This window comes from Rhizobium sp. NFACC06-2 (assembly GCF_900101425.1).
GTDB classification, from domain to species: domain Bacteria; phylum Pseudomonadota; class Alphaproteobacteria; order Rhizobiales; family Rhizobiaceae; genus Agrobacterium; species Agrobacterium leguminum.
In genome coordinates this window covers 101,217-125,007 of the sequence record NZ_FMVA01000003.1, presented here as the reverse complement: position 1 = coordinate 125,007, position 23,791 = coordinate 101,217, and the positions used below count along the sequence as shown (strand labels likewise).

At 60.6% G+C, this 23,791-nt stretch carries 20 protein-coding genes and 2 pseudogenes; 7 read left to right on the top strand and 15 right to left on the bottom strand.

Annotated features, from left to right (window positions below):
- Positions 1 to 22: 22 nt before the first annotated feature.
- Positions 23 to 946, top strand: coding sequence for a LysR substrate-binding domain-containing protein (locus F3H58_RS07495; protein WP_149741753.1), 924 nt, complete (start codon positions 23 to 25; stop codon positions 944 to 946).
- A gap of 67 nt (positions 947 to 1,013) precedes the next feature.
- Here F3H58_RS07495 and F3H58_RS07490 read toward each other — a convergent pair whose 3' ends face one another.
- From F3H58_RS07490 to F3H58_RS07460, 7 genes are all read right to left on the bottom strand, one after another.
- Positions 1,014 to 1,949, bottom strand: a complete 936-nt coding sequence (locus F3H58_RS07490) for an ABC transporter substrate-binding protein (RefSeq protein ID WP_149741752.1) — start codon at positions 1,947 to 1,949, stop codon at positions 1,014 to 1,016.
- Positions 1,950 to 2,076: 127 nt separating this feature from the next.
- Positions 2,077 to 3,015, bottom strand: a complete 939-nt coding sequence (locus F3H58_RS07485) for an ABC transporter substrate-binding protein (protein ID WP_149741751.1) — start codon at positions 3,013 to 3,015, stop codon at positions 2,077 to 2,079.
- Positions 3,016 to 3,038: 23 nt separating this feature from the next.
- Positions 3,039 to 4,835, bottom strand: coding sequence for an amino acid ABC transporter permease/ATP-binding protein (locus tag F3H58_RS07480; protein WP_149741750.1), 1,797 nt, complete (start codon positions 4,833 to 4,835; stop codon positions 3,039 to 3,041).
- Between the two features lie 13 nt (positions 4,836 to 4,848).
- Positions 4,849 to 5,406, bottom strand: a complete 558-nt coding sequence (locus tag F3H58_RS07475; RefSeq protein ID WP_149741749.1) for a GNAT family N-acetyltransferase — start codon at positions 5,404 to 5,406, stop codon at positions 4,849 to 4,851.
- Positions 5,407 to 5,427: 21 nt separating this feature from the next.
- Positions 5,428 to 6,615, bottom strand: a complete 1,188-nt coding sequence (locus F3H58_RS07470) for a M20 aminoacylase family protein (RefSeq protein ID WP_149741748.1) — start codon at positions 6,613 to 6,615, stop codon at positions 5,428 to 5,430.
- An 82-nt stretch (positions 6,616 to 6,697) separates the two neighbouring features.
- Positions 6,698 to 8,038 (bottom strand): LLM class flavin-dependent oxidoreductase, encoded by a 1,341-nt coding sequence (locus F3H58_RS07465; protein WP_149741747.1) that lies wholly within the window; start codon positions 8,036 to 8,038, stop codon positions 6,698 to 6,700.
- 22 nt (positions 8,039 to 8,060) lie between these two features.
- Entirely contained in the window at positions 8,061 to 9,065 is a 1,005-nt protein-coding gene (locus tag F3H58_RS07460) for an LLM class flavin-dependent oxidoreductase (RefSeq protein WP_188128814.1), read from the bottom strand.
- Positions 9,066 to 9,367: 302 nt separating this feature from the next.
- On the opposite strand from F3H58_RS07460, the gene F3H58_RS07455 reads away from it, so the two are divergent.
- Positions 9,368 to 9,817: an RrF2 family transcriptional regulator gene (locus tag F3H58_RS07455; protein ID WP_059753414.1), complete on the top strand. Its 450-nt coding sequence runs from the start codon at positions 9,368 to 9,370 to the stop codon at positions 9,815 to 9,817.
- A gap of 31 nt (positions 9,818 to 9,848) precedes the next feature.
- Here the strand turns inward: F3H58_RS07455 and F3H58_RS07450 are convergent, their stop codons facing one another.
- The 5 genes from F3H58_RS07450 to F3H58_RS07430 all read right to left on the bottom strand — a co-directional run bounded on the left by F3H58_RS07450 (position 9,849) and on the right by F3H58_RS07430 (position 13,903).
- Positions 9,849 to 10,793: an acyl-CoA dehydrogenase family protein gene (locus F3H58_RS07450; RefSeq protein ID WP_080819230.1), complete on the bottom strand. Its 945-nt coding sequence runs from the start codon at positions 10,791 to 10,793 to the stop codon at positions 9,849 to 9,851.
- Between the two features lie 50 nt (positions 10,794 to 10,843).
- Positions 10,844 to 11,389, bottom strand: coding sequence for a flavin reductase family protein (locus tag F3H58_RS07445; RefSeq protein WP_149741745.1), 546 nt, complete (start codon positions 11,387 to 11,389; stop codon positions 10,844 to 10,846).
- A gap of 189 nt (positions 11,390 to 11,578) precedes the next feature.
- Positions 11,579 to 12,748 carry an FMNH2-dependent alkanesulfonate monooxygenase gene (ssuD, locus tag F3H58_RS07440; RefSeq protein WP_020808882.1) on the bottom strand — a complete coding sequence of 390 codons (1,170 nt, stop codon included), beginning with the start codon at positions 12,746 to 12,748 and terminating at the stop codon, positions 11,579 to 11,581.
- A gap of 167 nt (positions 12,749 to 12,915) precedes the next feature.
- A complete protein-coding gene (locus F3H58_RS27160) occupies positions 12,916 to 13,113 on the bottom strand; it encodes a hypothetical protein (RefSeq protein ID WP_188128813.1) in 198 nt (65 codons plus the stop codon).
- Between the two features lie 187 nt (positions 13,114 to 13,300).
- Positions 13,301 to 13,903, bottom strand: a complete 603-nt coding sequence (locus F3H58_RS07430) for an alpha/beta hydrolase (protein WP_149741744.1) — start codon at positions 13,901 to 13,903, stop codon at positions 13,301 to 13,303.
- A 399-nt stretch (positions 13,904 to 14,302) separates the two neighbouring features.
- On the opposite strand from F3H58_RS07430, the gene F3H58_RS07425 reads away from it, so the two are divergent.
- Positions 14,303 to 15,373 carry an LLM class flavin-dependent oxidoreductase gene (locus F3H58_RS07425; RefSeq protein ID WP_149741743.1) on the top strand — a complete coding sequence of 357 codons (1,071 nt, stop codon included), beginning with the start codon at positions 14,303 to 14,305 and terminating at the stop codon, positions 15,371 to 15,373.
- A gap of 60 nt (positions 15,374 to 15,433) precedes the next feature.
- Here the strand turns inward: F3H58_RS07425 and F3H58_RS07420 are convergent, their stop codons facing one another.
- Together F3H58_RS07420 and F3H58_RS07415 are read right to left on the bottom strand one after the other, a co-directional pair.
- Positions 15,434 to 16,609, bottom strand: coding sequence for an acyl-CoA dehydrogenase family protein (locus tag F3H58_RS07420; RefSeq protein ID WP_149741742.1), 1,176 nt, complete (start codon positions 16,607 to 16,609; stop codon positions 15,434 to 15,436).
- A pseudogene (locus F3H58_RS07415) lies at positions 16,606 to 17,319 on the bottom strand (ABC transporter substrate-binding protein); the annotation flags it as partial. The pseudogene F3H58_RS07415 and the gene F3H58_RS07420, both read right to left, overlap by 4 nt.
- Between F3H58_RS07415 and F3H58_RS07410 the strand changes: the two are divergent.
- Positions 17,313 to 18,534, top strand: a pseudogene (locus F3H58_RS07410) (NtaA/DmoA family FMN-dependent monooxygenase); the annotation flags it as partial. The pseudogenes F3H58_RS07415 and F3H58_RS07410 overlap by 7 nt on opposite strands.
- Positions 18,535 to 18,611: 77 nt before the next feature.
- Here the strand turns inward: F3H58_RS07410 and F3H58_RS07405 are convergent.
- Positions 18,612 to 19,640, bottom strand: coding sequence for an LLM class flavin-dependent oxidoreductase (locus F3H58_RS07405; RefSeq protein WP_149741741.1), 1,029 nt, complete (start codon positions 19,638 to 19,640; stop codon positions 18,612 to 18,614).
- 435 nt (positions 19,641 to 20,075) lie between these two features.
- On the opposite strand from F3H58_RS07405, the gene F3H58_RS07400 reads away from it, so the two are divergent.
- From F3H58_RS07400 to F3H58_RS07390, 3 genes are all read left to right on the top strand, one after another.
- Positions 20,076 to 21,224 (top strand): mandelate racemase family protein, encoded by a 1,149-nt coding sequence (locus tag F3H58_RS07400; RefSeq protein WP_065657151.1) that lies wholly within the window; start codon positions 20,076 to 20,078, stop codon positions 21,222 to 21,224.
- Between the two features lie 6 nt (positions 21,225 to 21,230).
- Positions 21,231 to 21,860 (top strand): SGNH/GDSL hydrolase family protein, encoded by a 630-nt coding sequence (locus tag F3H58_RS07395; protein WP_149741740.1) that lies wholly within the window; start codon positions 21,231 to 21,233, stop codon positions 21,858 to 21,860.
- Positions 21,861 to 21,941: 81 nt separating this feature from the next.
- On the top strand, positions 21,942 to 23,540 hold the full coding sequence (locus F3H58_RS07390; protein ID WP_149741739.1) for an ABC transporter substrate-binding protein: 1,599 nt from the start codon (positions 21,942 to 21,944) through the stop codon (positions 23,538 to 23,540).
- Positions 23,541 to 23,791 lie beyond the last annotated feature (251 nt).

Sequence of the window (23,791 nt, the reverse complement as noted above, 5' to 3'; positions counted from 1 at the left end):
CGCTTGAACAGAACCTTTGGTTATGGAAGAGATGACGCCGGAGGTTTCCATGAACGCCCGACAGCTTGAAATTTTCCGCGCCATCATGCGCGATGGCTCCGTGACGGCGGCCGCCAATTCGCTTGCCGTTTCCCAGCCCGGCGTCAGCAAGGTGCTGCACCATCTGGAAAGCCAACTGGGTTACAAGCTGTTCGAGCGCATCGGCGGGCGGCTGGTGCCGACGATGGAAGCGCATCTGATCTATGAGGATGCCGACCGAGTTTTTCGCGAACTTGAAGTTCTGAAAAAGCTGACGCGCACCATTGGCGAGCGCAAGCTGGGCCTTCTGCGCATCGGCGCCAGCCTGCCGGTTACCTATTCCGTTCTGCCCGAGGCGCTGCTTGCCTTCCGGCACGCGCATCCGACCGTCAAAATCCACCTCAACGCTCTGCCCAAAAAAGAGATTGCCGAACAATTGCTGCTGGGCGACATCGATTTTGCGGTAACGCTGTCCACCATTCAGGCGCCGACGGTGCGCAGCGAAATCCTCGCCTCCGTACCGGTCGTGGCAGTGATGCGGCATGATGATGCTCTCGCCGAAATGATGACGGTCACGCCCCGCGACCTCGCCGGCAGGCCGCTCATTTCCTATGGCAACCATGCGGACGAGATCGGCCCGCAGCTGAACGAGGTCTTCGAACGCGACGGGCTTATGCGTGACGTTTCGGTGCAGGTCACCTCATCGGTCGGCGCGGTACCGCTGGTGCGCGGCGGCATCGGCATCGCCCTTGTCGACGGCCTGGTGCGCTGGAACAGTTTCGAGGGGGTGACGGTGCGCCCTTTCATGCCTGAAGTAACGATGAATGTCGCCGTTTCCACCAACACGGCCCGGCCGCTCTCGCGTTTCTTCAACCCCTTCGTCGGTGAATTGCGAAAGCTTTTCCGCGCCCTTCCCGCGCAGAATTGACGGACAAAACAATACCCGCAAGGCCTGAGCCTGCGGGTATTGCAGTCCGCCGCATGTGTTCGAACGATCAGCTTTTAGGCAGGCCGGGCGGGTTGGTGCGCGATTCCGGCAGGGCTTCTTCCGATAGCCGCCAGCGATCCAGAATCTTCGCGTAAGCGCCGCTCTTGATAAGGTCGTTGATGGCGAGCGTTAGCGCATCGGCCAGGCCCGATCCCTTGCGGGTGGTGATGGCGACATCGGAACGCTCCGGCCAGCCGGCGGAGAGCGTGCCGACACGCTTGATGGTCTTGTCACGCGCGGCGATGAAGACCAGCTGCGCGTGCGGCTGGACGATCACATCCGCCCGCCCCGCTGAAAGCGCCACAAGCCGGGTCGCTTCATCATCGTAATATTGCAGCTCGATCGGCTTCAATCCCGCGGCGACGTTTTCGTCGCTCCATTTCAGCAGAATACGCTCCTGATTGGTGCCGGCGCCGACGATGATCCTCAGGCCGGCCGCGTCCTTCGGCTCGCGGATGGCGATTATGCCGCTGTCTGCCTTGACGAAAAATCCGTGCAGGCCCTGACGATAGGTGGAGAAATCGAACTTCTCCTTGCGCTGCTCGGTAACGCCAACATTCGAGATCACCGCATCGTATTTGCCGGAGGCAAGCCCCAGCGGCCAGTCCGCCCAGGCCACCGCCACCAGTTCCAGCTCCAAGCCAAGGCTGTCGGCCACCGCAAGCGCATAATCGGGATCTGCGCCGACCACCGTTTTTGCATCCGTCGCATAGGTCGCGAGCGGCGGTCCGCCGGGTGCGACTGCCACGGTGAGTTTGCCCGGCGTGACGAATTTGAAATCCTTCGGAACGGCGGCAATCGCGCCGGGGTCTTTTTCGACCCGGATACGGCCGGGCTGATCCGGCGACAGGTCGAAGACATCGGTTGCGAAAGCCGACCCAAAACCGGCGATGGAGAAAAATGCACCGAGCGTGGCCGTGGCGAGACGAGAGGTGAAGGTCATTGTGGTTTCCCGATAGAGTGATTGCGGGACGGAGGTAGCGCGGACGGGAGGATGCCCGCGCTACCGGCTGAGTGATGTCCCACCTTCAACTCAGCTTTTGGCAACTCAGCTTTTGGAAAATCTGACCTCAGCTCTTGGGCAAGCCGGGCGGATTGGTGCGGGATTCGGTGATGGCTTCGGAACCGAGATTCCAGCGGGCGAGAACCTTGCCGTAATTGCCGTTCTTGATCTGGGCGTTCAGCGCGGCGGTGATGGCGTCCGCTATGCCTGCGTCCTTTTTCGAAGCGACGGCGATCTCGGCCGCTTCCGGCCAGCCGCCGGAGAAGGTGCCGACAAGCTTCGTCTTCTTCTGGCTTGCCGCCTGGAAGGCAGAGGTCGCGTTGGGGCCGAGATAGGCATCCGCGCGGCCGGATTGCAGGGCGACGTCAAGCACGGCCTGATCGTCATAATATTGCACCTCGGTATCGGCCAGTCCCTTCGCCTTGTTGTCCTTGATCCATTTCAGCAGGATCTGCTCCTGATTGGTGGCGGCCCCGACGATGACCTTCAGCCCTGCGACATCCTCCGGCTTGCCGATGGATGTGACCTTGCTGTTATTGCCGACATAAAATCCCAGCAGATCGTTGCGGTAGCTGGAAAAATCGAACTTTTCCTTGCGGGCTTCCGTCACCGTGATGTTGGAAGTAACGGCGTCATATTTGACGGATGCAAGACCGAGCGGCCAGTCTGCCCAGGCAATGGGCACAAGCTGCAGCTCAAGGCCAAGGCTGTCGGCGACCAGCTGGGCGATATCCGGCTCCACGCCGATCGGCGTTTTCGTGTCGCTCGCATAATCCACCAGCGGCAAGCGGAAGGGAACGGTCGCGACCGTCAGCTTTCCGTCGGCAATGAACTTGTGGCCGGCGGGCAGAAGCTTGATTGCCTCTTCCACCTTTTCGGCGCGCACCCGCCCCTTCTGCTCAGGCGACAGGTCAACCTCCTGCGCATGCACGGCCGGGATGAGTGCAGCGGTGGCGGTGAAAAGACCGCTGGCAAGCAGGGACAATAATTTCGATGAAAATGCCATGTGAGTGTTTCCTTTGTTGTTGATTAGAGAACTTTTGCGAGAAATTCGGCCGTGCGCGGGTGGTCAGGCTTGTTGAACACTTTCTCCGGCGTGCCCGTTTCGAGAATGCGGCCCTGTTCCATGAAGACGACCCTGTCGGCGACTTCGCGGGCAAAGCCGATTTCGTGGGTGACGATGATGAGGGTGACGCCGGAGCGGGACAGCTCCTTGATGACATCCAGCACCTCATTGACCAGCTCCGGGTCGAGCGCGGATGTCGGCTCGTCGAAGAGCAGCACCTTCGGCCGCAGCGCTAAGGCCCGGGCAATCGCCACACGCTGCTGCTGTCCGCCGGAAAGCTGACGGGGGTAAGCACCTGCCTTTTCGGCCAGACCGACGCGGGCCAGAAGATCGCGCGCTTCGGCCTCGGCCTGTTCTTTCGAAATGCCTCGAACGGCAATAGGCGCTTCGATGATGTTTTCAAGCGCGGTCAGATGCGGGAACAGATTGAAGCTCTGGAACACCATGCCCACTTCGACGCGGCGCTTCAGAATGTCCCTTTCCTTCAGCTCATAAAGCGTGTCGCCTTTCTGGCTATATCCGACCAGTTCACCGTCAATGGCGATGAAGCCGTCGTCGACACGCTCCAGATGATTGATGGAGCGCAGCAAGGTGGACTTGCCGGAGCCGGACTGGCCGAGAATGGTGGTGACGCTGCCTGCCGGAATGGAGAGCGTGACATCGTCCAGCACCTTCAGTGTTCCAAAGGACTTGGAAACGCCGTGGATATTGACCGAACCGCCACGATTGCCGAGCTGGAAACTTCCCGTCCTGGCGGCAGCCGGTCTTTCAATGGGGGGCGCTGGCGTCTCCACCGCTTCCGGCAAAGGCTTGCGCGGCAGGAATGTGCGATAGAGCGTGGCAAACAGCGAGGGCGGCGGATTGCGCAGCGCACCGCGCGAAAAGTGCCGCTCGATGTGATGCTGAACGATCGAAAGCGCAGTCAGGATCACCAGATACCATACGGTGGCGACCATCAGCAGCGGGATCACTTCCAGATTGCGGCGATAGATGATCTGGATCGTATAGAACAGCTCCGGCAGCGCGAGGATATAGACCTGCGACGTGCCCTTTGCGAGGCCGATAATATCGTTGAAAGCCGTGGGCAGGATCGAGCGCATGGCCTGCGGCAGAACGATGCGGGACGCCTGCCGCCTGCGCGGAAGGCCGAGCGCGGCGGCAGCTTCGAGCTGCCCCTGATCGACTGAAAGGATTCCGCCGCGAACGATTTCGGAGGCGAAAGCGGCCTGATTGAGCGTCAGCCCCAAAACGGCCGCCGCAAAGGGCGTCATCAGCTGTGTCGTATTCCAGCTGAAGAAATTGATGCCGGTATAGGGCACACCGATTGTCACGGTTTCATAGAGATAGCCGAGATTATTGAGGATCAGCAAAAGCACGATCAGCGGGATGGAGCGAAAAATCCAGATATAGGTCCAGGAGACAGCGACAAGCAGCGGTGACCGGGAAACACGGGCAAGCGCCAGCAGGGTTCCCAACACAAAACCAAACAACGCACCGAGCGCAGTCAGGAGCAGCGTCCGGCCGAGACCGACCAGCACCGGTTCGGCGAAGAACCATTCGGCAAACACATCCCAGCCCCAGCGCGGGTTGCCGAAAACGGAATGCACGACGGCGGCAATGATGAGGACGGAGAAAACCGTGCCCACCGTCCGCAGCGGGTAGCGGGCCGGAACGATGCGGAAATGGGAGTAACCGCCCGTGATCGGTTCACTCTTCTTGTCGCTCACGGCGAGATGCGGAAAATCAGAGGCTATCGTCATCGGAAAAAGCCTTTCACGGATGGGCGGAAGAGGGTTGCGGCCGGACAGTCGCTATCGGCGCTCCTCCCGGAACAGAGACGGGTGCGGGTTCGGACAGCCATTTTTCAAAGGGCAACGACCGGATCGTCTCGGGATCGGCCGCGGTATCGAACAAAGCGCGATAACCATTGGTGAGATAAAGACCGACCGCTTCCGGCTGACGGAAGCCGGTGGTCAGATAAACGCGGGCATAACCCTGCCGGATCGCCTGCTGCTCCAGTTCCCGGAGCACGATTTTCGCAAGCCCCTGTCGGCGATGGGCGGAATGGGTCCAGACCCGTTTGAATTCCGCCGTTTCGTCGTCGTAGCGCATGAAGGCGCCGCCGGCGATCGCTTTGCCGTCGCGCAGGAGCAGCAGGAAATTGCCCGATGGCGGGCTGAAGGCTTCCGGCGGATATTTGTTCAGCTCCGCCTTGGCCCCTTCCGCATTGAAGAACGTGCCGTAGCGGCAGTCATATTCGAACAGCAACTCCTCCAAAAGCGGGGTTGCGAGCGGATCCTTGATCGATGTGTAGAAAAAACTGTCGCTCATGTCCTTGTCCTAATTTTCGCGTCAGGAGAGATAGGCTTCCGCCAGCCGCACCCAGAAGCGTGCCGCCGGCGCGATGATCGCGTCGTTGAAATCGTAATGGGGGCTGTGCAGCGGCGCGCTGTCGCCATTGCCGACGAAGAGATAAGAACCCGGCCGCTCCTGCAGCATGAAGGCGAAATCCTCGCTCGCCGTGCGCGGCTGGAACGCTTCGGCGATCTGCCCGGCGGCGAAATGCCGTCTGGCGACATCGCGGGCGAAGACCGTCTGAGAGGTGTGGTTGATGACCGGCGGGAAACCGCGGGAATAGGCGACCTCTGCCTTCGCGCCGAAACTCTCGGCCTGCGCTTTGGCCAGCGCCGGGAGCCGCTCCTCCAGCCTGTCACGCACGGCAGGCGAAAAAGCCCGGGCGGTGATCTGAAGCTCGACGCTTTCGGGAATGACGTTGGAGGCGGTTCCGCCATGGATGGAGCCGACCGTCAGCACCGCCATCTCGCGCGGATCGACATTGCGCGAAACGATGCTCTGCAAGGCGGTGACGAAGCTTGCCGAGGCGAGAACCGGATCGACCGTCTCATGCGGCGCGGCGCCATGCCCGCCCTTGCCGACGATCCGCACCTTCGCCTTGTCGACGGAGGCCATGGCGGGGCCTTCGACGAAGCCAAACTGTCCGGTGTCGACACCCGGCCAATTATGCAGGCCGAAGACGGCATCGACCGGAAACCGCTCGAAAAGCCGGTCCTTTATCATCGCCCTTGCCCCGGCGCCGATCTCCTCGGCCGGCTGGAAGATCAGCGTCAGCGTGCCGGAGAAATTCGATGTTTCGGCAAGATACCGGGCAGCGGCAAGCAGGATCGTCGTATGGCCATCGTGACCGCAGGCATGCATGACGCCCTGCGTCTGGCTGGCATAGGCAAGGCCGGTTTCCTCGACAATCGGCAGGGCGTCGATATCGGCGCGAATGCCGATGCGCTTGTCGCCATGACCGCGTTTCAACGTGGCGACAACGCCGTGGCCGCCGACACCTTCCGTCACCTCATATCCGAACGACAAGAGATAGCGGGCGATGAGGGCCGCCGTGCGTTTTTCCTTGAGCGAAAGCTCGGGATGCCGGTGGAGATCATGCCGGATGGCGATGCTCTCATCGATGAAGGCAAGGATTCCCCGTTCGGCGTCGTCCTGCGGACGCGCGCCGTCAATGCGGATATTCATGGTTCTGTCTCCTGCACGGCTCGCTACGCGCCGCGTCTTGAAATCTGCACCGGGCGGCAATCGTCTCCGCCCGGCGGCAAGCTCAGGCGATGGCCTTGTCCGACCCGTTTTCGCGGCGGGAATAGACGCTTTCCCTGAAAGGCAGGCCGAGATGGTCGCGCAGCGTCGCCCCTTCCAGATGCGGATCGAAATAACCGCGCCGTTGCAGCACCGGGATGACGAGACGGACGAAATCGTCCAGTCCCTCGGCAATTACCGGGAAGCCCAGAATGAAGCCATCGGCCGCATCGTGCTCCACCCAGCGGATGATTTCGTCCGCCACCTTGTCCGGGGTGCCGATGAAACCTTCACGCGGGGTCGCTGCCTCCAGCGCCGCCTCGCGCAGCGTCTGGTTCTTTTCCTTGGCGCGCCGCTTGATGCGGTCGGTCGTGGAGCGGAAACTGTTCTTGCCGATCTCGCCGAGTTCGGGGAAAGGCTCATCCAGCGGATAGACGCTGAAATCATGATGATCGAAGAAACGGCCAAGATAAGCGAGCGCATCCTCGATGGTGATGAGGTTGCGGATGACATCGTATTTCGCCTCCGCTTCTTCCTGCGTCTCGCCGACAATCGGGCCGATGCCGGGGAAAATCTTCACATCGGCAGCGGACCTGCCCTGCGCGACGGCGCTCTGTTTCACACGTTTGAGGAAAGTCTGGTTTTCCTCCAGCGAGGCGGAATTGGTGAAGACGGCATCCGCATGTTTGCCCGCAAGACCGATGCCGGCATCGGAGGAACCGGCCTGGAACACCACCGGCTGCCCCTGCGGCGAACGCTGGATATTGAGCGGGCCTTCCACCTGGAAGAAGCGGCCCTTGTGGCCGAGCGTATGGAGTTTGGCGCGGTCGAAAAACTGTCCCGTCTCGCGGTTGCGCAGGAAAGCGTCATCGTCCCAGCTATCCCACAGGCCCTTGATCACTTCGAGATATTCGTCGGCGATCTCGTAACGCAGCGCATGTTCGGGGTGGTTGCGGCTGTAATTCTTCGCCGTACCTTCAAGCGGCGTCGTCACGGCATTCCACCCGGCGCGGCCGCCGCTCAGGAGATCGAGCGAGGCGAACTGACGGGCAATTGTGAAGGGGTCGCTATAGGAGGTCGAAACGGTGCCGGCGAGACCGATCTTGGAGGTCACGGAGGCGAGCGCCGAAAGGATCGTCAGCGGCTCGAACCGGTTGAGGAAATGCGGGATCGACTTGTCATTGATATAGAGCCCATCCGCCACGAAAGCGAAGGCGATGCCCGCCGCTTCCGCCTTCAGCGCGGTCTTCCTGAAGAAGTCGAAATTGACGCTGGCATCCACCGGGCTTTTGGGGTGCCGCCAGGCATTCATGTGCCCGCCGGGGCCCTGAAGCATGATGCCAAACCGGATTTTCTTTCTCGTCATGTCATTCCCTCCTCAGAGAGAATTACGCCGCCCGGGAAAGGCGATGCGTGGCAAGCAGTTCTATCGAGGCAAGCCGCTGATCGGCACCGACATGCGGCGGCTCGATGATGAATTCCTCGATGCCGTGCTCTTCGGAAAGCGCACGAAGCGCCTTGTGAATATCCTCCGGCCCGCCATGCAGGACGTTGGGCTTGCGCTCTTCGATGCGGTAATCGGTATCGCCGGACTGGCGGGCGAATTCCTCCGCCTGTTCACGCCGGCCAAGGTTGAACGCCCTGCCGTCGCTGAGGAATACCCGGTAGATGCGCTGACCTTCCACCTGTCTCGCGGCATGGGCGGGGTCGCTGGCCGCAAAAGCCGACAAAGCAAGGATCGGAGCGCTTCCGCCGCTTTCTTCCCGGAAAGCCGAGAGGCTGCGGCGGAGAACCTCCGCATCGCCATTGAGGTGGCCGGCAAAGACGAAATTCCATCCTCGTGAGGCCGCAAGCCTTGCGCTTTCCAGGCTGGCGCCGAGCAGAAATCTTTCCGCAGCGACCGGCGGCGCAGGTGTTGCCCGCAGCCCGGCCTGTGCGTGGTCCTGCGGCGCGGCGCCGGACAAAAACGTGGTGAGTTCACTGAAGGCCGTTTCGAAATCCGGTTTGCGGGCAGGATCATAGGCCTGCTGCAAGGCCGACGTCGCCAGCGGCAACCCGCCCGGTGTCTTGCCGATGCCGAGATCGACCCGGCCGGGCGCAAGCGACGACAGGACATTGAAAACCTCGGCAACCTTGTAAGGGCTATAGTGTTGCAGCATGACGCCGCCCGAGCCGACGCGGATGTGGGAGGTCTTCGCCAATATCCACGAAACCAGCGCTTCCGGTGCGGAACCGGCAAGCTCCGGCGAATTGTGATGTTCGGCCACCCAGAAACGGCGGTAACCCAGCTCTTCGGCGCGCCTGGCAAGATCGATCGTGTCGCGGAATGCACTCGCCGCGTCCTCACCCGTTGGAACCGGGCTCTTGTCCAGCAAACTGAGCGTATACATCATCACCTCGCGTGTCTTTGATGCATACTTTGTCTACCGATTTTATATTCTAATAAAGGATGATCGTTCCACGTTGCAGCGCGATCAGAGAAAATATTGTTTTCAGTGATGTTTTCGGAAGCCAGCCCTGGCAAAGCCATCAATAGAGCCGAAGGAATGGCCCAAAAAGGCTGCAACAGGCCGCTTTCAACGCCAAACCCGGACGAAACGGGCTTGCGCCGGAATTCGCTAAAAACTACTTAGTTAGTTAGGAATAATATGGCCCGGCGCTGCAAAACGCGCCGACTCTCTTTTCGGATCATGCGATGTTGACCAAAAAAGGCAAATACGGATTAAAGGCTCTTGTCGATCTGGCGCGGTTGCCCCAGGGCGAGACCGCCTTCGTGACCGAAATTGCAACCCGCAACAATATCCCGAAAAAATTCCTGGATACTATTCTTCTGGAGCTGCGCAATAGCGGCATTCTGCGCTCCAAGAAGGGCCCGAATGGTGGTTATTCGCTGTCGAAAATGCCATCCGAAATCATGATCGGGCAGGTCATCCGCACGCTGGACGGCCCCCTGGCCCCCATCCGCTGTGCGAGCCGCACGGCCTTTGAAGCCTGTGACGACTGCGATGATCCGGAGACCTGTCAGGTCAGGGTTTCGATGACGGACGTGCGTGACGCCATCGCAACCATTCTGGACAACATGACACTCGCACAATTCGTGGCCAAGGACGGGCAGAACGCCCGCTCCATTCCGGCCGGCGAGTAGGATTCCGCACGGCCCTTCATTCGAGCTTCGCCTATTGCCTGCGCAGATCGTCGTCCAACGACGCGATCAGCCCGGCTTCACTGACGCCTTCGACAAGGCCGAGGCGCGCCATCAGTATTTCAAGCGTGATGGCATTGTTGCGAACCGAACGAAAGGTGACGTTTTCCGCTCCCACCTGGGCCGCATCGATATTGGCCGCAAGGCTGGATATCTGCGCCTTCAGGAGCTCGATGGCGAGAAATATTTCGCCTATCACGGGCCGCGCCGCACCATCGCCGGCCAACCTGTCGATCAGCAGCGCCGAAAGTTCACGCTGCTTCTGCCCCAGAGCCACGGCGGCTTTCAAAAGGGTAGAAACGGAAACGGCCAGATTTCCGGCGCCCTGAGCTAGAAACACCACCTGATCGGCGCGTAACAGACCTTCCCATGACGTATTGGGGCGGTTGCGCAGAACGACAAGCAAAGGCTGCCCGGCCGTGTTGACGGCCGGCACGACAATCCAGTCCGCGTCGCCCCTCACCGACCCCGCAACGTCATCGGGAAGCCGCAGGGCGTAGTCGTCTTCCGTCACCGTAACCGCCTGATCCAGATCCGCGGCAGATATTGCCAGTGCGAAGGTCTCGCCAAGATCGAGACGGGCGAAGAGCGCCTTGCGCTGGTCTTCGCTGCCCGCATTCCTGATGAATTCAAGCGCGGTGAAATGTTCGACGAGATCATGCGCCGCCGCCGCATCGGCTGCGGAAATGATGGCGAGCGCCTGCGAGAGAACATCATTGGTGATGTCCGTCCCGCCCAGTTCCGTTGGAACGGAAAGAGCAAGAAGACCGGAACGGGCGATCCGCGCATGGATTTGCCCGGGACTTTCAACGGCGCAGTTTTCGGCGATCGTGCGGGCAACGGTCAGCACATCGACATCCGCGCCGAGGCGTGGAGGAACGAAACGAAGTCTTTCGCCGAGAGGCGTGACGGATCCCATGCTCAACTCCCTCAAAGAATGACAAAGTGAAAGCGCCGAACGACCGACGCTCAGTCCAGAGAATGATAACGCCCGTTTTGATAGAGCAGCGAATGGCCGGAGCCGATGCGGATCGCCTCCACCTTGCCGATGACGATGACGTGGCTGTGCCGTTCGATCGTCTCTTCAATGGTGCAATCGATCGCGGCAACAGCGTCTTCGAGAATGGGCGCACCGCTCGACAGCCGTGTCCATTCCGCACCGCGATACCGGTCCGGGCCCTTCAGGCCGCCGATGCCGGCAAACTGATTGGCGACGAACTGGTGGTTCGCCCCGACGATGTTGACGGCGAGATGACCGAAACGCTGCACCACCGGCCAGGTGGATGAGGATCGGTTGAGCGCCACCAGAATGCGCGGCGGATCGACCGACAAAGCGGTGGCCGAGGTCACGGTCGCGCCCGTTCGCTCGTCGCCCTCACCCGCCGTAATCACGCTGACACCGCCGCCCAGCGTTCTCAGCGCCGCCTTGAGGCTGTCGGCATCCGCTGCCCTGCCGGCGACCGGATCGCGGAGGTTGATGAATTGTTGATCCTTGGCCGCATATTGCAATGTCATCGGGTTGCTCCTGAAAACAGCTGAATTGTTCAATAGCTAGCAGCGGCAGCGGGGGGTGAAATAGACATCGTTTTCCATAATGATAATATTCTATAGAAATAATGTTTTATGTGCCGCCGTCCGATTTCGTCCCACTCCAAGGTTATCTGCCGAAAAGTTGGGAGGCACAGGTCGCCTCCCGTCGAGGGATCAGGATCCGGACACCAGCTTGACGTTGCCGCCATGACCGCCGCCACCGAAAACCTGTTTCGCGCCGAAAGAAGATCGGATCTGGTTGCGGGGCCCGCCAAGCCCGATTTCCGGAAACAGCAGTTCGGATAGCCGATAGGCTTCCTCCAGATGCGGATAACCCGAGGCGATGACGGTATCGATGCCCAGCGCCTGATATTCCCTGAGCCGCGCCGCCACCGTCTTCGGCGAACCGACCAGTGCCGTGCCCGCACCCGAACGGACGAGACCGATGCCCGCCCACAAATTCGGAGAGACTTCGAGCCGGTCGCGCCGGCCATTGTGCAGCGCCTGCATTCTCGCCTGTCCGACGGAATCCGAAGCCCTGGAGAAGACCTCCTGAGCGGATGCGATGGTTTCGTCGGAGAGCTTCGAGATCAGCCGCTCGGCATCTGCCCATGCTTCCTCGTCGGTTTCACGAACGATGAAATGCAGACGGATGCCGAAGGTAACCTTGCGCCCCTTTTTGGCGGCGGCGGCGCGCACCTTGGCGATTTTTTCCGCCACCTGCGCCGGCGGTTCGCCCCAGGTGAGATATTTGTCGGTGATACCGGCGGAAAACTCGATGCCGGCATCGGAAGAACCGCCAAAATAAAGCGGCGGGCGCGGTTCCTGCACCGGCGGCAGCCCGAGTTTCGCGTCCACCGCCTTGATATATTTGCCGTCGAGGCTTCCCTTGCCGGTTTCGATCAGCGAATTGAACACCTGGAAGAACTCATCGGCGTGATCGTAACGCTCGTCATGCGGCAGGAAAATGCCGTCACCGGCCAATTCCTGCGCGCTGCCGCCAACCACAATGTTAAGAAGCAACCGGCCATGGGAAACGCGATCGAGCGTCGAAGCAAGCCGCGCATAATAGGCGGGCGAAGCGACGCCCGGACGGATGGCGACGAGGAATTTCAGCTTCTCGGTATAGGCAGCGAGATTGGCCGCAAGGATGAAGGACTCTTCGCAGGCGACGCCGGTGGGGATGAGCACGCCTGAATAACCGAGCCGATCGGCAGCCTGGGCTATTTCCCGGAAATAGCCGGGATCGGCAGGACGCGAAAGATCATCCGAGCCGAGATAGCTGCCATCGCCTGAGGTGGGTATGAACCATAGAAAATCGAGTGGTTTATCGGATGTGCTCATCGGCAGGTCCTTTGCAATCTGCCCTTGGGCAATGCGCTTGATGATAAAAGGGTAGTCAATTCCCCGGCGCGTTTAAGAAATTTTGTTCCAATTTCCATCCGGCGAGGAGAGTTTCTCTCCCGGATAAACGGCGCTTCGAAGGGAAAAGGAACCCTCGCTGGTGGTCGTCAGAAGACCGGATAAAGGCCGAGCATCGCAAAGTTCATTTCGCAGATCTCTTCCCGTTCGAGTTCGAGATCGCTTTTCTCCTGCCTGACGCGTCCGGAATGATCCAGAGGATGAAGGCTGACCTGTTCCTCTTCCCGCGGCTGACGCCGGGTCAAACCGAACAGATCGAAAGTAAACGCATGAAGTCCCTGCGGCATGTGCGCCTCCTTTGCTCAACTCCCCTTATCCTCAGGCGACCGTCCGAAATCGTCAATATTTTCCATAAAATTACTATTCTATAATTGGAGGATCGCCGGCAAATGCGGACTAAGGTTGCGGCGGCGGGAAAAAATCCGTTTCCGGCTGCTAATAATCGGGCACGGAACCGAACGATCAGTCATTTCCTCAAAAATGTGCTTCGCCCAGGGCAGTCAATCTACGCAATCTCGATCCGGACACCGCCTTTGCCGATGCGCCATCTGCCTTCAACCGTTCGAAAAGAGCATAACCTTCAGGCCATCGTCCGTAGCCGCTGGCAATATTGATATGTCCAACGGCGCCGAGATTGATGAGATCGCTCCCCCACAGGCTCGCACTGCGCGCAAGCTCTTCGGCATCCATGTAGGGATCGTTCATGCTGCCCACGACGAGGCTGGGGAAAGCAAGCGGTTGCTGCGGAAACGCGCCGAACCGGACGATACAGGGATGCATCGCCTCCACGCGGTCGAGATGGGCGGGTGCGACCAGAAGCGCGCCCCTGATTTTGGCGGCGAAGGGGCGAGACGCCATATTCGCCACCAGCAGGCAACCGAGGCTGTGGGCGACGATATAAGCGCTTTCGACTGTCGCCAGCGCGGCCTCGAGACGATCGAGCCAGTCCTCGAGAACCGGGCATTGCCAATTGTCCTGATCGACGAGCTTCGAGTCGGGATCATCCAGCAACCAGTGCCGCTGCCAATGTCCTTCATCCGAACCATTCAGGCCAGGGACAATCAAGGTGGTACACATGCCTGCTCCATGGGTTGTGGGCGGTATGCCGCAAGCATGGTGAATTTCGCGATTTCCGTCGACTATTGACTTGCTCACCTTTCGTGGCCTCACGAAAAATCGATCCAGACAATTTCGATCATGCAGAAAATGCGTTCTCCAAGGCGGAAATAATTTCGTCCGGAGGGAATCATTTCCTCAAATTTATTATATAGAAAATATGTGCAATATAGTCTTTCCAGACGGAAAGCTTTTCCTCCGCCGCATGACAAAAAAAACGTCGCTGCTTCGCCGGGCCGCCGCCGCTTTGCCATTCTCGCACCTGCGGAGGCTTGCGCCTCCCGTAGGCCCAAGCGGTGAAGGCCAAACGTCAGCAGGGCCATTCCACTGCAAGATAAAACGAAAATTCAGGCGGATAATGTGAGCAGCACGAGCGAATTTCTCTGGTACATCCCCAATGACGTCAAACCGGGCCACCGAGGCGACGCCGTCAGCGAAAACCACAATAGTCTCGACACATTGACGAGCCATGCCAAAGCGCTTGAAACCCATGGCTGGAAAGGCGCGCTGATCGGCACCGGCTGGGGACGTCCGGATACATTTACGGTGGCGGCGGCGCTTGCGGCCCGCACCACGGCATTCGAGCCCCTGATCGCTATCCGTCCCGGCTACTGGAAGCCTGCCAACCTCGCATCGGCCGCCACCACGCTCGACCAGCTTTCCGGCGATCGAGTTCGGATCAACATCGTTTCCGGCAGGGATGAGCTTGCCGCCTATGGCGATGAAGAAGGCGATCAGGCGCAGCGTTATGCCCGCACGAAAGAATTCATGCGGCTGGTGCGGCGGCTCTGGACCGAGGAAAACGTCACTTTTAACGGCGATCATTTCCGGGTCACGAACTCCACGGTTTCGCCGCGCATCGCCGCACGCGAAGGCCGGCCGCATCCCAAACTCTATTTCGGCGGCGCTTCGGAAGCAGCCGAGCAGGTTGCAGCAACCGAGGCCGACGTGCAGCTTTTCTGGGGAGAACCGCTCGCCGGCGTGCGCGAAAGGATCGAGCGGCTGAGAAACTTCAGCGAAAAGCTCGGCCGCGATCTGCCGCCGCTGCAATTCGGCCTGCGGATCACCACGCTGGTGCGAAAAACCACAGCCGAGGCATGGCGGGATGCGGAAGCGAAAGTTGCCGAAATGGCCGCAAACAATGGGGTACGCTGGAACGACCATCTTCAGGCCGTGGCGGTCGGCCAGCGCCGCCTGCTAGATTTGCACCGTCAGAGCGACGTGCTGGACGACAATCTCTATACCGCCCCGGGCAAATTCGGCGGCGGCGGGGCGGGAACCACATGGCTTGTCGGCTCGGCGGAAGATGTCGCCGCGTCACTGCGCAAATACCGCGCGCTGGGCATCAGCCATTTCGTGCTTTCCGACACGCCCTATCTCAAGGAAATCGAGCGGCAGGGCGAGAGCTTGCTGCCGCTGCTGCGGGATTGATGGGCGTGACCTGAAAATGGGCGGCCCGCCTCGGACAGGGCCGCCCTTTTGCTTCATCGGTCAACCACCCGCCGCCTTGATGCTCCGACGACCGAGAATCGTTCGGATCATATGGCTCTGCGGCGCATGCGCCCTTGCCGTAATGGCGTCGCGGTGATGGCGCTCAAGATCGTAATCCCGGCGCAGGCCGCGATTGCCGCCAAGCTCCAGCGCCAGATCCGTCACCGCCACGGCATTGTCGATGACCACATGACGAACGGCCAGTGCATCGGTTCCCACCCTCTCCCCCGCATCGACATCGCGGGCGACGGAGAGAAGGAGGCGTAGGTTCGCCGCCAGCAGCACTTCGATCTGGCCGAGACCTTCCTGAATGCGGGGGATGGAGGACAGCGATGCGCCAAGACTTGCCGGAACATGGCCATTCAGATGGCGCAACAGATCGTCCCGCGCCGAAAGCGCGACACCGTGATAGACGGAAGCCAGCAGAACGAAGAAATTATACCCGTCCGCTTCATCGCGCCGCAGCGGCTCCGCCGGCTGCTCGGCGACGATATCGGCAAGCGGCACCTTCACGTCTTCCAGCACCAGATCATGGCTGGCTGTGGCGTACATGCCGGTCGCCTCCCATGCTTTTTTCTGGGCGATGCCAGCCGCATCGAGAGGAACAAGAAGCTGGATAAGGCGCGGCGTCTCTTCCGCCGTCACGGCAAGCACGATCGCCCATTTCAGGCCCGGCAGGCCGGTGACGAAGCTCTTGCGGCCATTGACTACCCAGAAATCGCCCTCGATCCGCGCCGTCGTTTTCGGCAGGCCGCCATGGGCGGGCGAACCGACACCCGGCTCCGCCTGCGCATTGTTCAGGAGCGCCGGTTCCCTGCTATTGGCGGCCAGTACCTTTGCAGCAAGTGCTGCCGGCCACTTGCTGCGCCGGATCGCGGCATGAACGCTGTAATGCATGGCGAGGATGAGGGCGGTCGACGGATCGCCCCTGGCAATGGCCGTAATGACGGCATGTGCCGTTTCCATGCCCTCGCCCCAGCCGCCATCCTTTTCAGCCGTGACGAGACCCAGCAGACCGGACTTGAAAAGCGCCTCGAAATTACCGGCGGCGAATTCGCCGCTTTTATCATGGTCCGCTGCGGTCAGGCTGAAATCCCTGACCAGCGCGGTTGCAACGGCGACCGGATCTGGCCGCTGCGCCGGCGCGGTCGCAACGGCGGAAAGTGCAACGCTCATGCCACCGCCCTTTCATTTGCCGGGACGAAACGGTCGTCGATCCAGTCGCCCAGATCGAAGTCGTTTTCAAGGAAGCCCCATTGGTGCAGGAAGTCCTTGTAATGGCGCACAGCGCCGACAAGGTCGGCATCGAGGCCGAGACCGAGATGGCGGTGAACCTCAGCGCCATTGGCGGCCAGAACCTGTTCCTCCGTCGCGCCAGCCTCGCGCGCGATGAAACGGCGCGTCTCGTCCGGGTGCTGTTCCGCCCAGAGCGAGGCCCGGGCGATGGCGTCAACCAGCCGCTGCACCAGATCGGGGCGCTCATCGGCAAGCCGTCCATCAACCGTCAGCACCCGCGGCGAACCGGAATTGATGCGGATCGTCGGGTCGGGGTGAAAACCGAACTCGGCCACCTGCACCGCACCGATCAGGTTCGCGGCGGCAATACCGGCCGTTCCCTTGACGAACATCGCATCGACCTCGCCCCGCAGCAGCGCGATGATTTCCTTACCGAAGGACTGCCGGCGCTTCAGGCCGAACAGCGACGGCCCTTCCTGCGAGGCCAGTACCGAATCCTTGATGACAATGTGCTTGAGTTCGACATCCTCAACCTTCAGCCCTTCCAGCGAAAGCGCCGAAACGATGCCCTTCAGCGCCGTCGCGCGCATGAAACCGACAATGCCTTCCGGCCGGCGCGGCACACCGAAACGGCGGCCGACGAGATCGGCACGACATCAACGACATAGGCTATTATCGCCGGCTGACGGAACTGGCCCACAAAGGCCGGTTCGACGCGGTTTTCCTTTCCGACCACCCGGCACTGCTGACCGACCCCACAAGCCGCCCGTTTCACACCATCGATCCACTCATTCTCTCGACATCGCTTGCGGCACAGGTGCCGGATATCGGTTTTGTGGCAACGGTATCCTCCACCTATAATTCGCCCTATAATTTCGCCAGACGGACCCAATCCATCGACCTCGTCACCGGCGGCAGGCTGATCGTCAACATCGTCTCTTCCTTCAATCCCAATGTCGCCGCCAATTTCGGCAACGATCCGCTGCCGCCGCGCAGCGAGAGATATGCCAAGGCCACCGAATTTCTCGATGTGGCGAAAAAAACTCTGGTCGAGCTGGGATCCGCGCCGCGAAGGCGAGGTGCCGGAAGAGCGTTTCTGGGATGCGGCGACCGCCGAAACCATCGATCACGAGGGGCAATATTTCCATGTCAAAGGCCCGCTCAACGTTCCGCGTGGGCCGCAGGGGCATCCGGTCATCGCGCAGGCCGGCGCCTCCGAAGGCGGCATCGATCTGGCGGCACGCCATGGCGAGATCATCTATTGCAACATCCTGTCCCGACCGGCGGGCCAGGCCTTCGGCAAGAAGGTCCGGGATCGCGCCGTCTCCCTCGGTCGCGATCCCTCCGGCATCCGCATCGTTCCGGGCCTCGTTGTCATTCTCGGCGAGACCCGTGAGGAAGCATTGCGCAAACACGAACTGTATAGCGGAACAGGCTCCGAAGACGGTCTGCTGGCGCGCTTCGCCAGGGAAAACGGCATCGATCCCCGCGATTTCAATCCCGATGTGAAACTCGATGCGGAACGTTTCGTCCCGGACCAGAACCGGCAATGGGCGGTGGGCATGGGGCTTGGCCTTTCCGACCTGCTGAGCCATGAAAAACTCACCGCCCGCGAGGCCGTTCGCCGCTCGGAGGGACATCACCGGCTGCTGCTCGGTACGCCGGAAGAGGTGGCGGATGGCATTATCGACCTCTGGCAGGACGGCACGGTGGATGGTTACACCCTGCAGCCGCCGCGCGCGCCCGACGACATTGCTGAATTCGTCGAAAAGGTCGTGCCGGTGCTGCAGGATCGGGGTGTTTACCCGCGCCAACATGAAGGCGTGACGATCCGCGACCGCTATGGCCTGCCTTATCCAGATTAACAGCAGCGGTAGCGCTATCGCAAATGTCGATCTCCCGCCCCTCCCGCAGGAGGCGGGAATGGCGGGAACGGAACATATTATTGGCCCGTCGCCACTTTCAAAACCGGCTGCCCGCCTGAAAGCTGCGGCAGGACGGAGGCGAAATCCGTGACGATTTGGCGATAATCGTCCGGCTGGAATTCATAGGGCAGTTCGAGACGGAATTCCGAGACGTGCGGCAGAACGGGATCGCGCGACAATCTCTCCAGAATTTCGTCCGTCGTTCCAACGATATCGGGCAGGAAAAGCGTGCGCCGCGCCCCATGCGGCGTGGTCGTGCGCTTGTCACGCTCGGCGGCGAATTCCTTGTAACGGCGGCGGGTCGCGGGGCTCGCGCTATCGGTCGGCAGGATCACGCGGCCAAGAGCGACACGCGGCTGGCGCTCATGCGCCCATTCCTGCCGGAAGCGGCTGACCAGCGCCGCCTGCGCGGTCAGAAAATCATCGGTATTTTCGCCGCTGACAATATTGCCCGTCAGAAGATTGAAGCCCGCCTTCCCCGCCCAAAGCGCGGAATTCTGCGATCCGCCGCCATACCATAGCCGGTCCGTCAGCCCCTCGGCGACTGGACGCAGGCGCGGCACCTGCGCGCCGGCCGCATTGCCCGCTTCCGTCTCGCTGGATAGCGGTTCCGACCGCAGGGCCCTTGCCAGCTTTTCGGCGCGGGCATGGCTGTAGTCCGCATCCGGAACCGTATCGACATAATCCGAAATAAGATGGGCGAAGGGCGGCGCGCCCACCGAAACCCCGACATTCAACCGCCCGCGCGACAGGACATCCACGGTGGCCAGATCTTCCGCCAGCCTGAAGGGATTTTCGTAACCAAGCTGAATGACGGCGGTGCCGAGGCCGATTCGTTTCGTGCGCTGCGATGCCGCCGCGAGGAAAGTGGCCGCCGATGAAACGCCCCGTTCCAGATGGCGCTGGCGAACCCAGGCGCTGTGATAACCCAGCGCCTCTCCGGCTTCGAAAAGCTGCAGGGTTTCTTCCAGCCCCTCAGCAGGATCATCATCTTGATAATTGCCGGGAACCAGAAATGCGAAGTGGGAGATATGGGAAAGAGGCATGGCTGTACATCCGGAAATGACTGTTGAAGCTCAGCAGCGCAGATGCAGCCATCCCTGTTCCAGACAGCCGTTCAATGCGGCGCATTCCCACGCAGAATGCATGATGACAGGCACGGCTGGCACGGCATGTTCGTTTATAGTCCCGGCCTTTGTTGAAAGATCATTGCGCGATTCAATAGTCTACTAAAATCATGGATTACATCCCATTCGGCATAGGTCGCGCTCATGCCTCCCGTCAGATTTTCTTCCGCCAAGACGCAAAATTTCACTCAGGAGCCCGGTCTCACCGATGAGCTGTGCAACACCGTGCGCAAATGGCCTTGATTTTTGGCACCAACATGTAATACAGATTATCATACATGTTGACAAATAACGCATACATGTATGACATTACAGCAATCGCAAACGCTGCCATACCTGCATGAGGGAGGAATTATGATCATCACCGACGTCGAGGTCCGTGTTTTCCGCACGACGACCCGTCGGCACTCGGACAGTGCCGGTCACGCGCATCCGGGTCCGGCGCATCAGGTGGAACAGGCCATGCTGACAATCCGCACCGAGGACGGTCAGGAAGGCCATTCTTTCACCGCGCCGGAGATCGTTCGCCCGCATGTCATCGAAAAATTCGTCAAGAAAGTCCTGATCGGTGAAGACCATCGCGACCGCGAACGGCTATGGCAGGACCTTGCTCACTGGCAGCGTGGTTCGGCCGCGCAGCTGACCGACCGCACATTGGCGGTGGTGGACTGCGCATTATGGGACCTTGCCGGCCGCTCGCTCAATCAACCTGTATACAAGTTGATTGGCGGTTATCGCGACAAGGTGCTCGCTTATGGCTCCATCATGTGCGGCGATGAGCTGGAAGGCGGGCTTGCGACACCTGAGGACTACGGCCGCTTTGCCGAAACACTGGTGAAGCGCGGCTACAAGGGCATCAAGCTGCACACCTGGATGCCGCCCGTCAGCTGGGCACCGGATGTGAAGATGGACCTCAAGGCCTGCGCGGCCGTGCGCGAGGCAGTCGGACCCGATATTCGCCTGATGATCGACGCCTTCCACTGGTATTCCCGCACCGATGCGCTGGCGCTGGGCCGTGGTCTCGAAAAACTCGGTTTCGACTGGATCGAGGAGCCGATGGATGAGCAGTCGCTGTCTTCCTACAAATGGCTTTCCGACAATCTCGATATTCCGGTCGTCGGCCCCGAAAGTGCGGCCGGCAAACATTGGCACCGGGCCGAATGGATCAAATCCGGCGCCTGCGATATTCTGCGCACCGGCGTCAACGATGTCGGCGGCATCACCCCGGCGCTGAAGACCATGCATCTGGCTGAAGCCTTCGGCATGGAATGCGAGGTGCATGGCAACACGGCCATGAACCTTCATGTTGTCGCCGCCACCAAGAATTGCCGCTGGTATGAGCGCGGCCTGTTGCACCCCTTCCTCGAATATGATGACGGCCACGATTATCTGAAATCGCTGTCCGACCCGATGGACCGCGACGGCTTCGTCCACGTCCCTGACCGGCCGGGTCTTGGCGAGGACATCGATTTTACCTTCATCGACAATAACCGGGTGAGGTAAGGGGCGATGAAAACGGTGCTCGCCTTCGGAGACAGCCTCACCTGGGGCGCGGACCCGGCAACGGGTCTGCGGCACCCCGCCGAACACCGCTGGCCGGAGGTTCTGGAGGCCGCGCTTGCCGGAAAGGCAAAGGTTCACCCGGAAGGGCTTGGCGGGCGCACGACCTGTTACGACGACCATGCCGGCCCGGCCTGCCGCAATGGCGCGCGGGCGCTTGAAGTCGCGCTGTCCTGCCACATGCCACTCGATCTCGTCATCATCATGCTGGGCACCAACGATATCAAGCCGGTGCATGGCGGGCGGGCAGAAGCCGCCGTTTCCGGCATGCGGCGGCTGGCGCAGATTGTCGAGACCTTCATTTACAAACCGCGAGAGGCCGTGCCGAAACTGCTGATCGTCTCCCCGCCGCCCTGCGTCGCAGGCCCCGGCGGCGAACCTGCCGGCGGGCGGGATATCGGGCAATCGCTCAGGCTTGCGCCGCTTTACCGCAAACTCGCCGCCGAACTCGGACATGCCTTTTTCGATGCCGGATCGGTGGCCAGCGCCTCACCGGTGGATGGCGTGCATCTGGATGCGCCGGCAACGGCGGCAATCGGCCGGGCGCTAGTAGCTCCGGTCAGAGAGATTCTTGGCTGATCCTGCGACACCCGAGGAGGAACCGGGCGTGTGGATCAAAACGTGGAAAGGCCGTATGAACCGGCCGTATTGGGAGGAAAGATGAAACATTTTCTTGCAACCGCAGCACTTGGCGCCCTGCTGATCGGCGCCATGCCGCTCAGCGCCTTTGCCGAAACGCCGAAAGACCAGCTCATCGTCGCCACGACCATGAGCAATATCCTCACCCTCGATCCCGCCGCCATTACCGGCCGCGAGACCGTGCAGGTGCTGAACAATGTCTATGACACACTGGTCGTGCTTTCCCCGAAAGATCGCAGCGTTCAGCCTCGCCTTGCCGAACGCTGGGAGATTGCCGAAGACCGGAAATCCATCCGTTTCCATCTGCGTGCCGATGCCAAATTCGCTTCCGGCAACGCCGTGACGGCCAAGGACGTGGCGTGGAGCCTGAAGCGGCTACTCGCCCGCAACCTGGCGCAATCCTCCTTCCTGAAAACCCGCGGTTTCAAGCTGGAAGAGGCCGACAAGCTGTTCGTTGCCGAAAACGACCAGACCTTCGTGCTGAATATCCCGAAGCCTGACGACCCCAACCTTCTGCTGATGATCCTTGCGCAGAACGGCCCCGGCTCGATCATCGACAGCAAGACCGCGCTTGAGAATGAAAAGGACGGCGATCTGGGCGGCGCATGGCTGACGCTGAATTCAGCCGGCTCCGGCCCCTTCAAGCTGACGCAGTGGAAATCCAACGAATATATCATCCTCACCCGCAACGACGATTATTGGGGTGAGAAGGCAAAAATGAAGCGCATCCTGATGCGCCATCTGCCGGAATCGCAATCTCAGCGGCTGATGCTGGAAAAAGGCGATATCGACGTTGCCTATTCCCTTCAGGCCCCGGACCTGAAATCGCTCGAGGCCGACAAGGCTGTCACCATCGAATCCACACCCGGTTCCGGTTTTTATTACCTCAGCGTTTCGATGAAGGATGAGCGGTTCGCGAACAAGAAGGTGCGCGAGGCCCTGCGTTACCTGATCGACTACGACGGTCTCGACAAGGCGGTCATGCCCTACTACGGCAAGCTGCATCAGCGCTCCCTCAGCACTGGCGTCATGGGCGCGCTGCCGGATCAGGGCTACAAGCTCGACATCGAAAAAGCCAAGGCGCTTCTGGCTGAGGCCGGTTATCCGAACGGTTTCAAGACCACGCTGCGCGTGCTTTCGGAAGACCCCTTCATGAAGGCGGCGACGGCGATCCAGAACACGCTGGCGCAGGCCGGCATTCAGGCCGAGCTGATCAGCGGCTCCGGCGACCAGATCTATGGCGCCATGCGCGAGCGGAATTTCGAACTGCTGCTCGGCCGCGGCGGCGGCGGCCAGCAGCCGCATCCGGACAACAACCTGCGCTCCATCGCCTATAATCCCAACAATGCCGATGACGCCAAGCTCACCAATTACCAGAGCTGGCGAACCAGCTTCTTCGATGAGAAGCTGAACAAGATGATCGAGGCAGCGCTGGTCGAGCGCGACGTGGCGAAACAGACGAAGCTTTATGAGGAGCTGCAGGGTTATATGGACGAGATTGTCATGTCCATTCAGCCCTTCTCCGAAGTCATCGACACCGCCGCCTTCCGCAGCGATGTCAAGGGCATGATCGTCAGCCCCTGGCTTTCGCGCTTTGAAGAGGTGAGCAAGGAGCGGTAATTCGCCGCCTATTCTCGAATAAGAAAAGGCGTGGCTAACCCCGCGCCTTTTTGCTGTAACAAAGCCCCACGCACCCAATATGTTAGGCACAAGCGAAGCCTCCGCACTCCGTCACCCCGGACTAGATCCGGGGTCTAGTGCGATCAAGTCCTTGATCGCGATAGAGTCCATTCACGGCGCAGACGCGCCATGGCTGGATGCCGGATCTAGTCCGGCATGACGGAAGGCGGGTCTCGCACTATGTCAGTAGC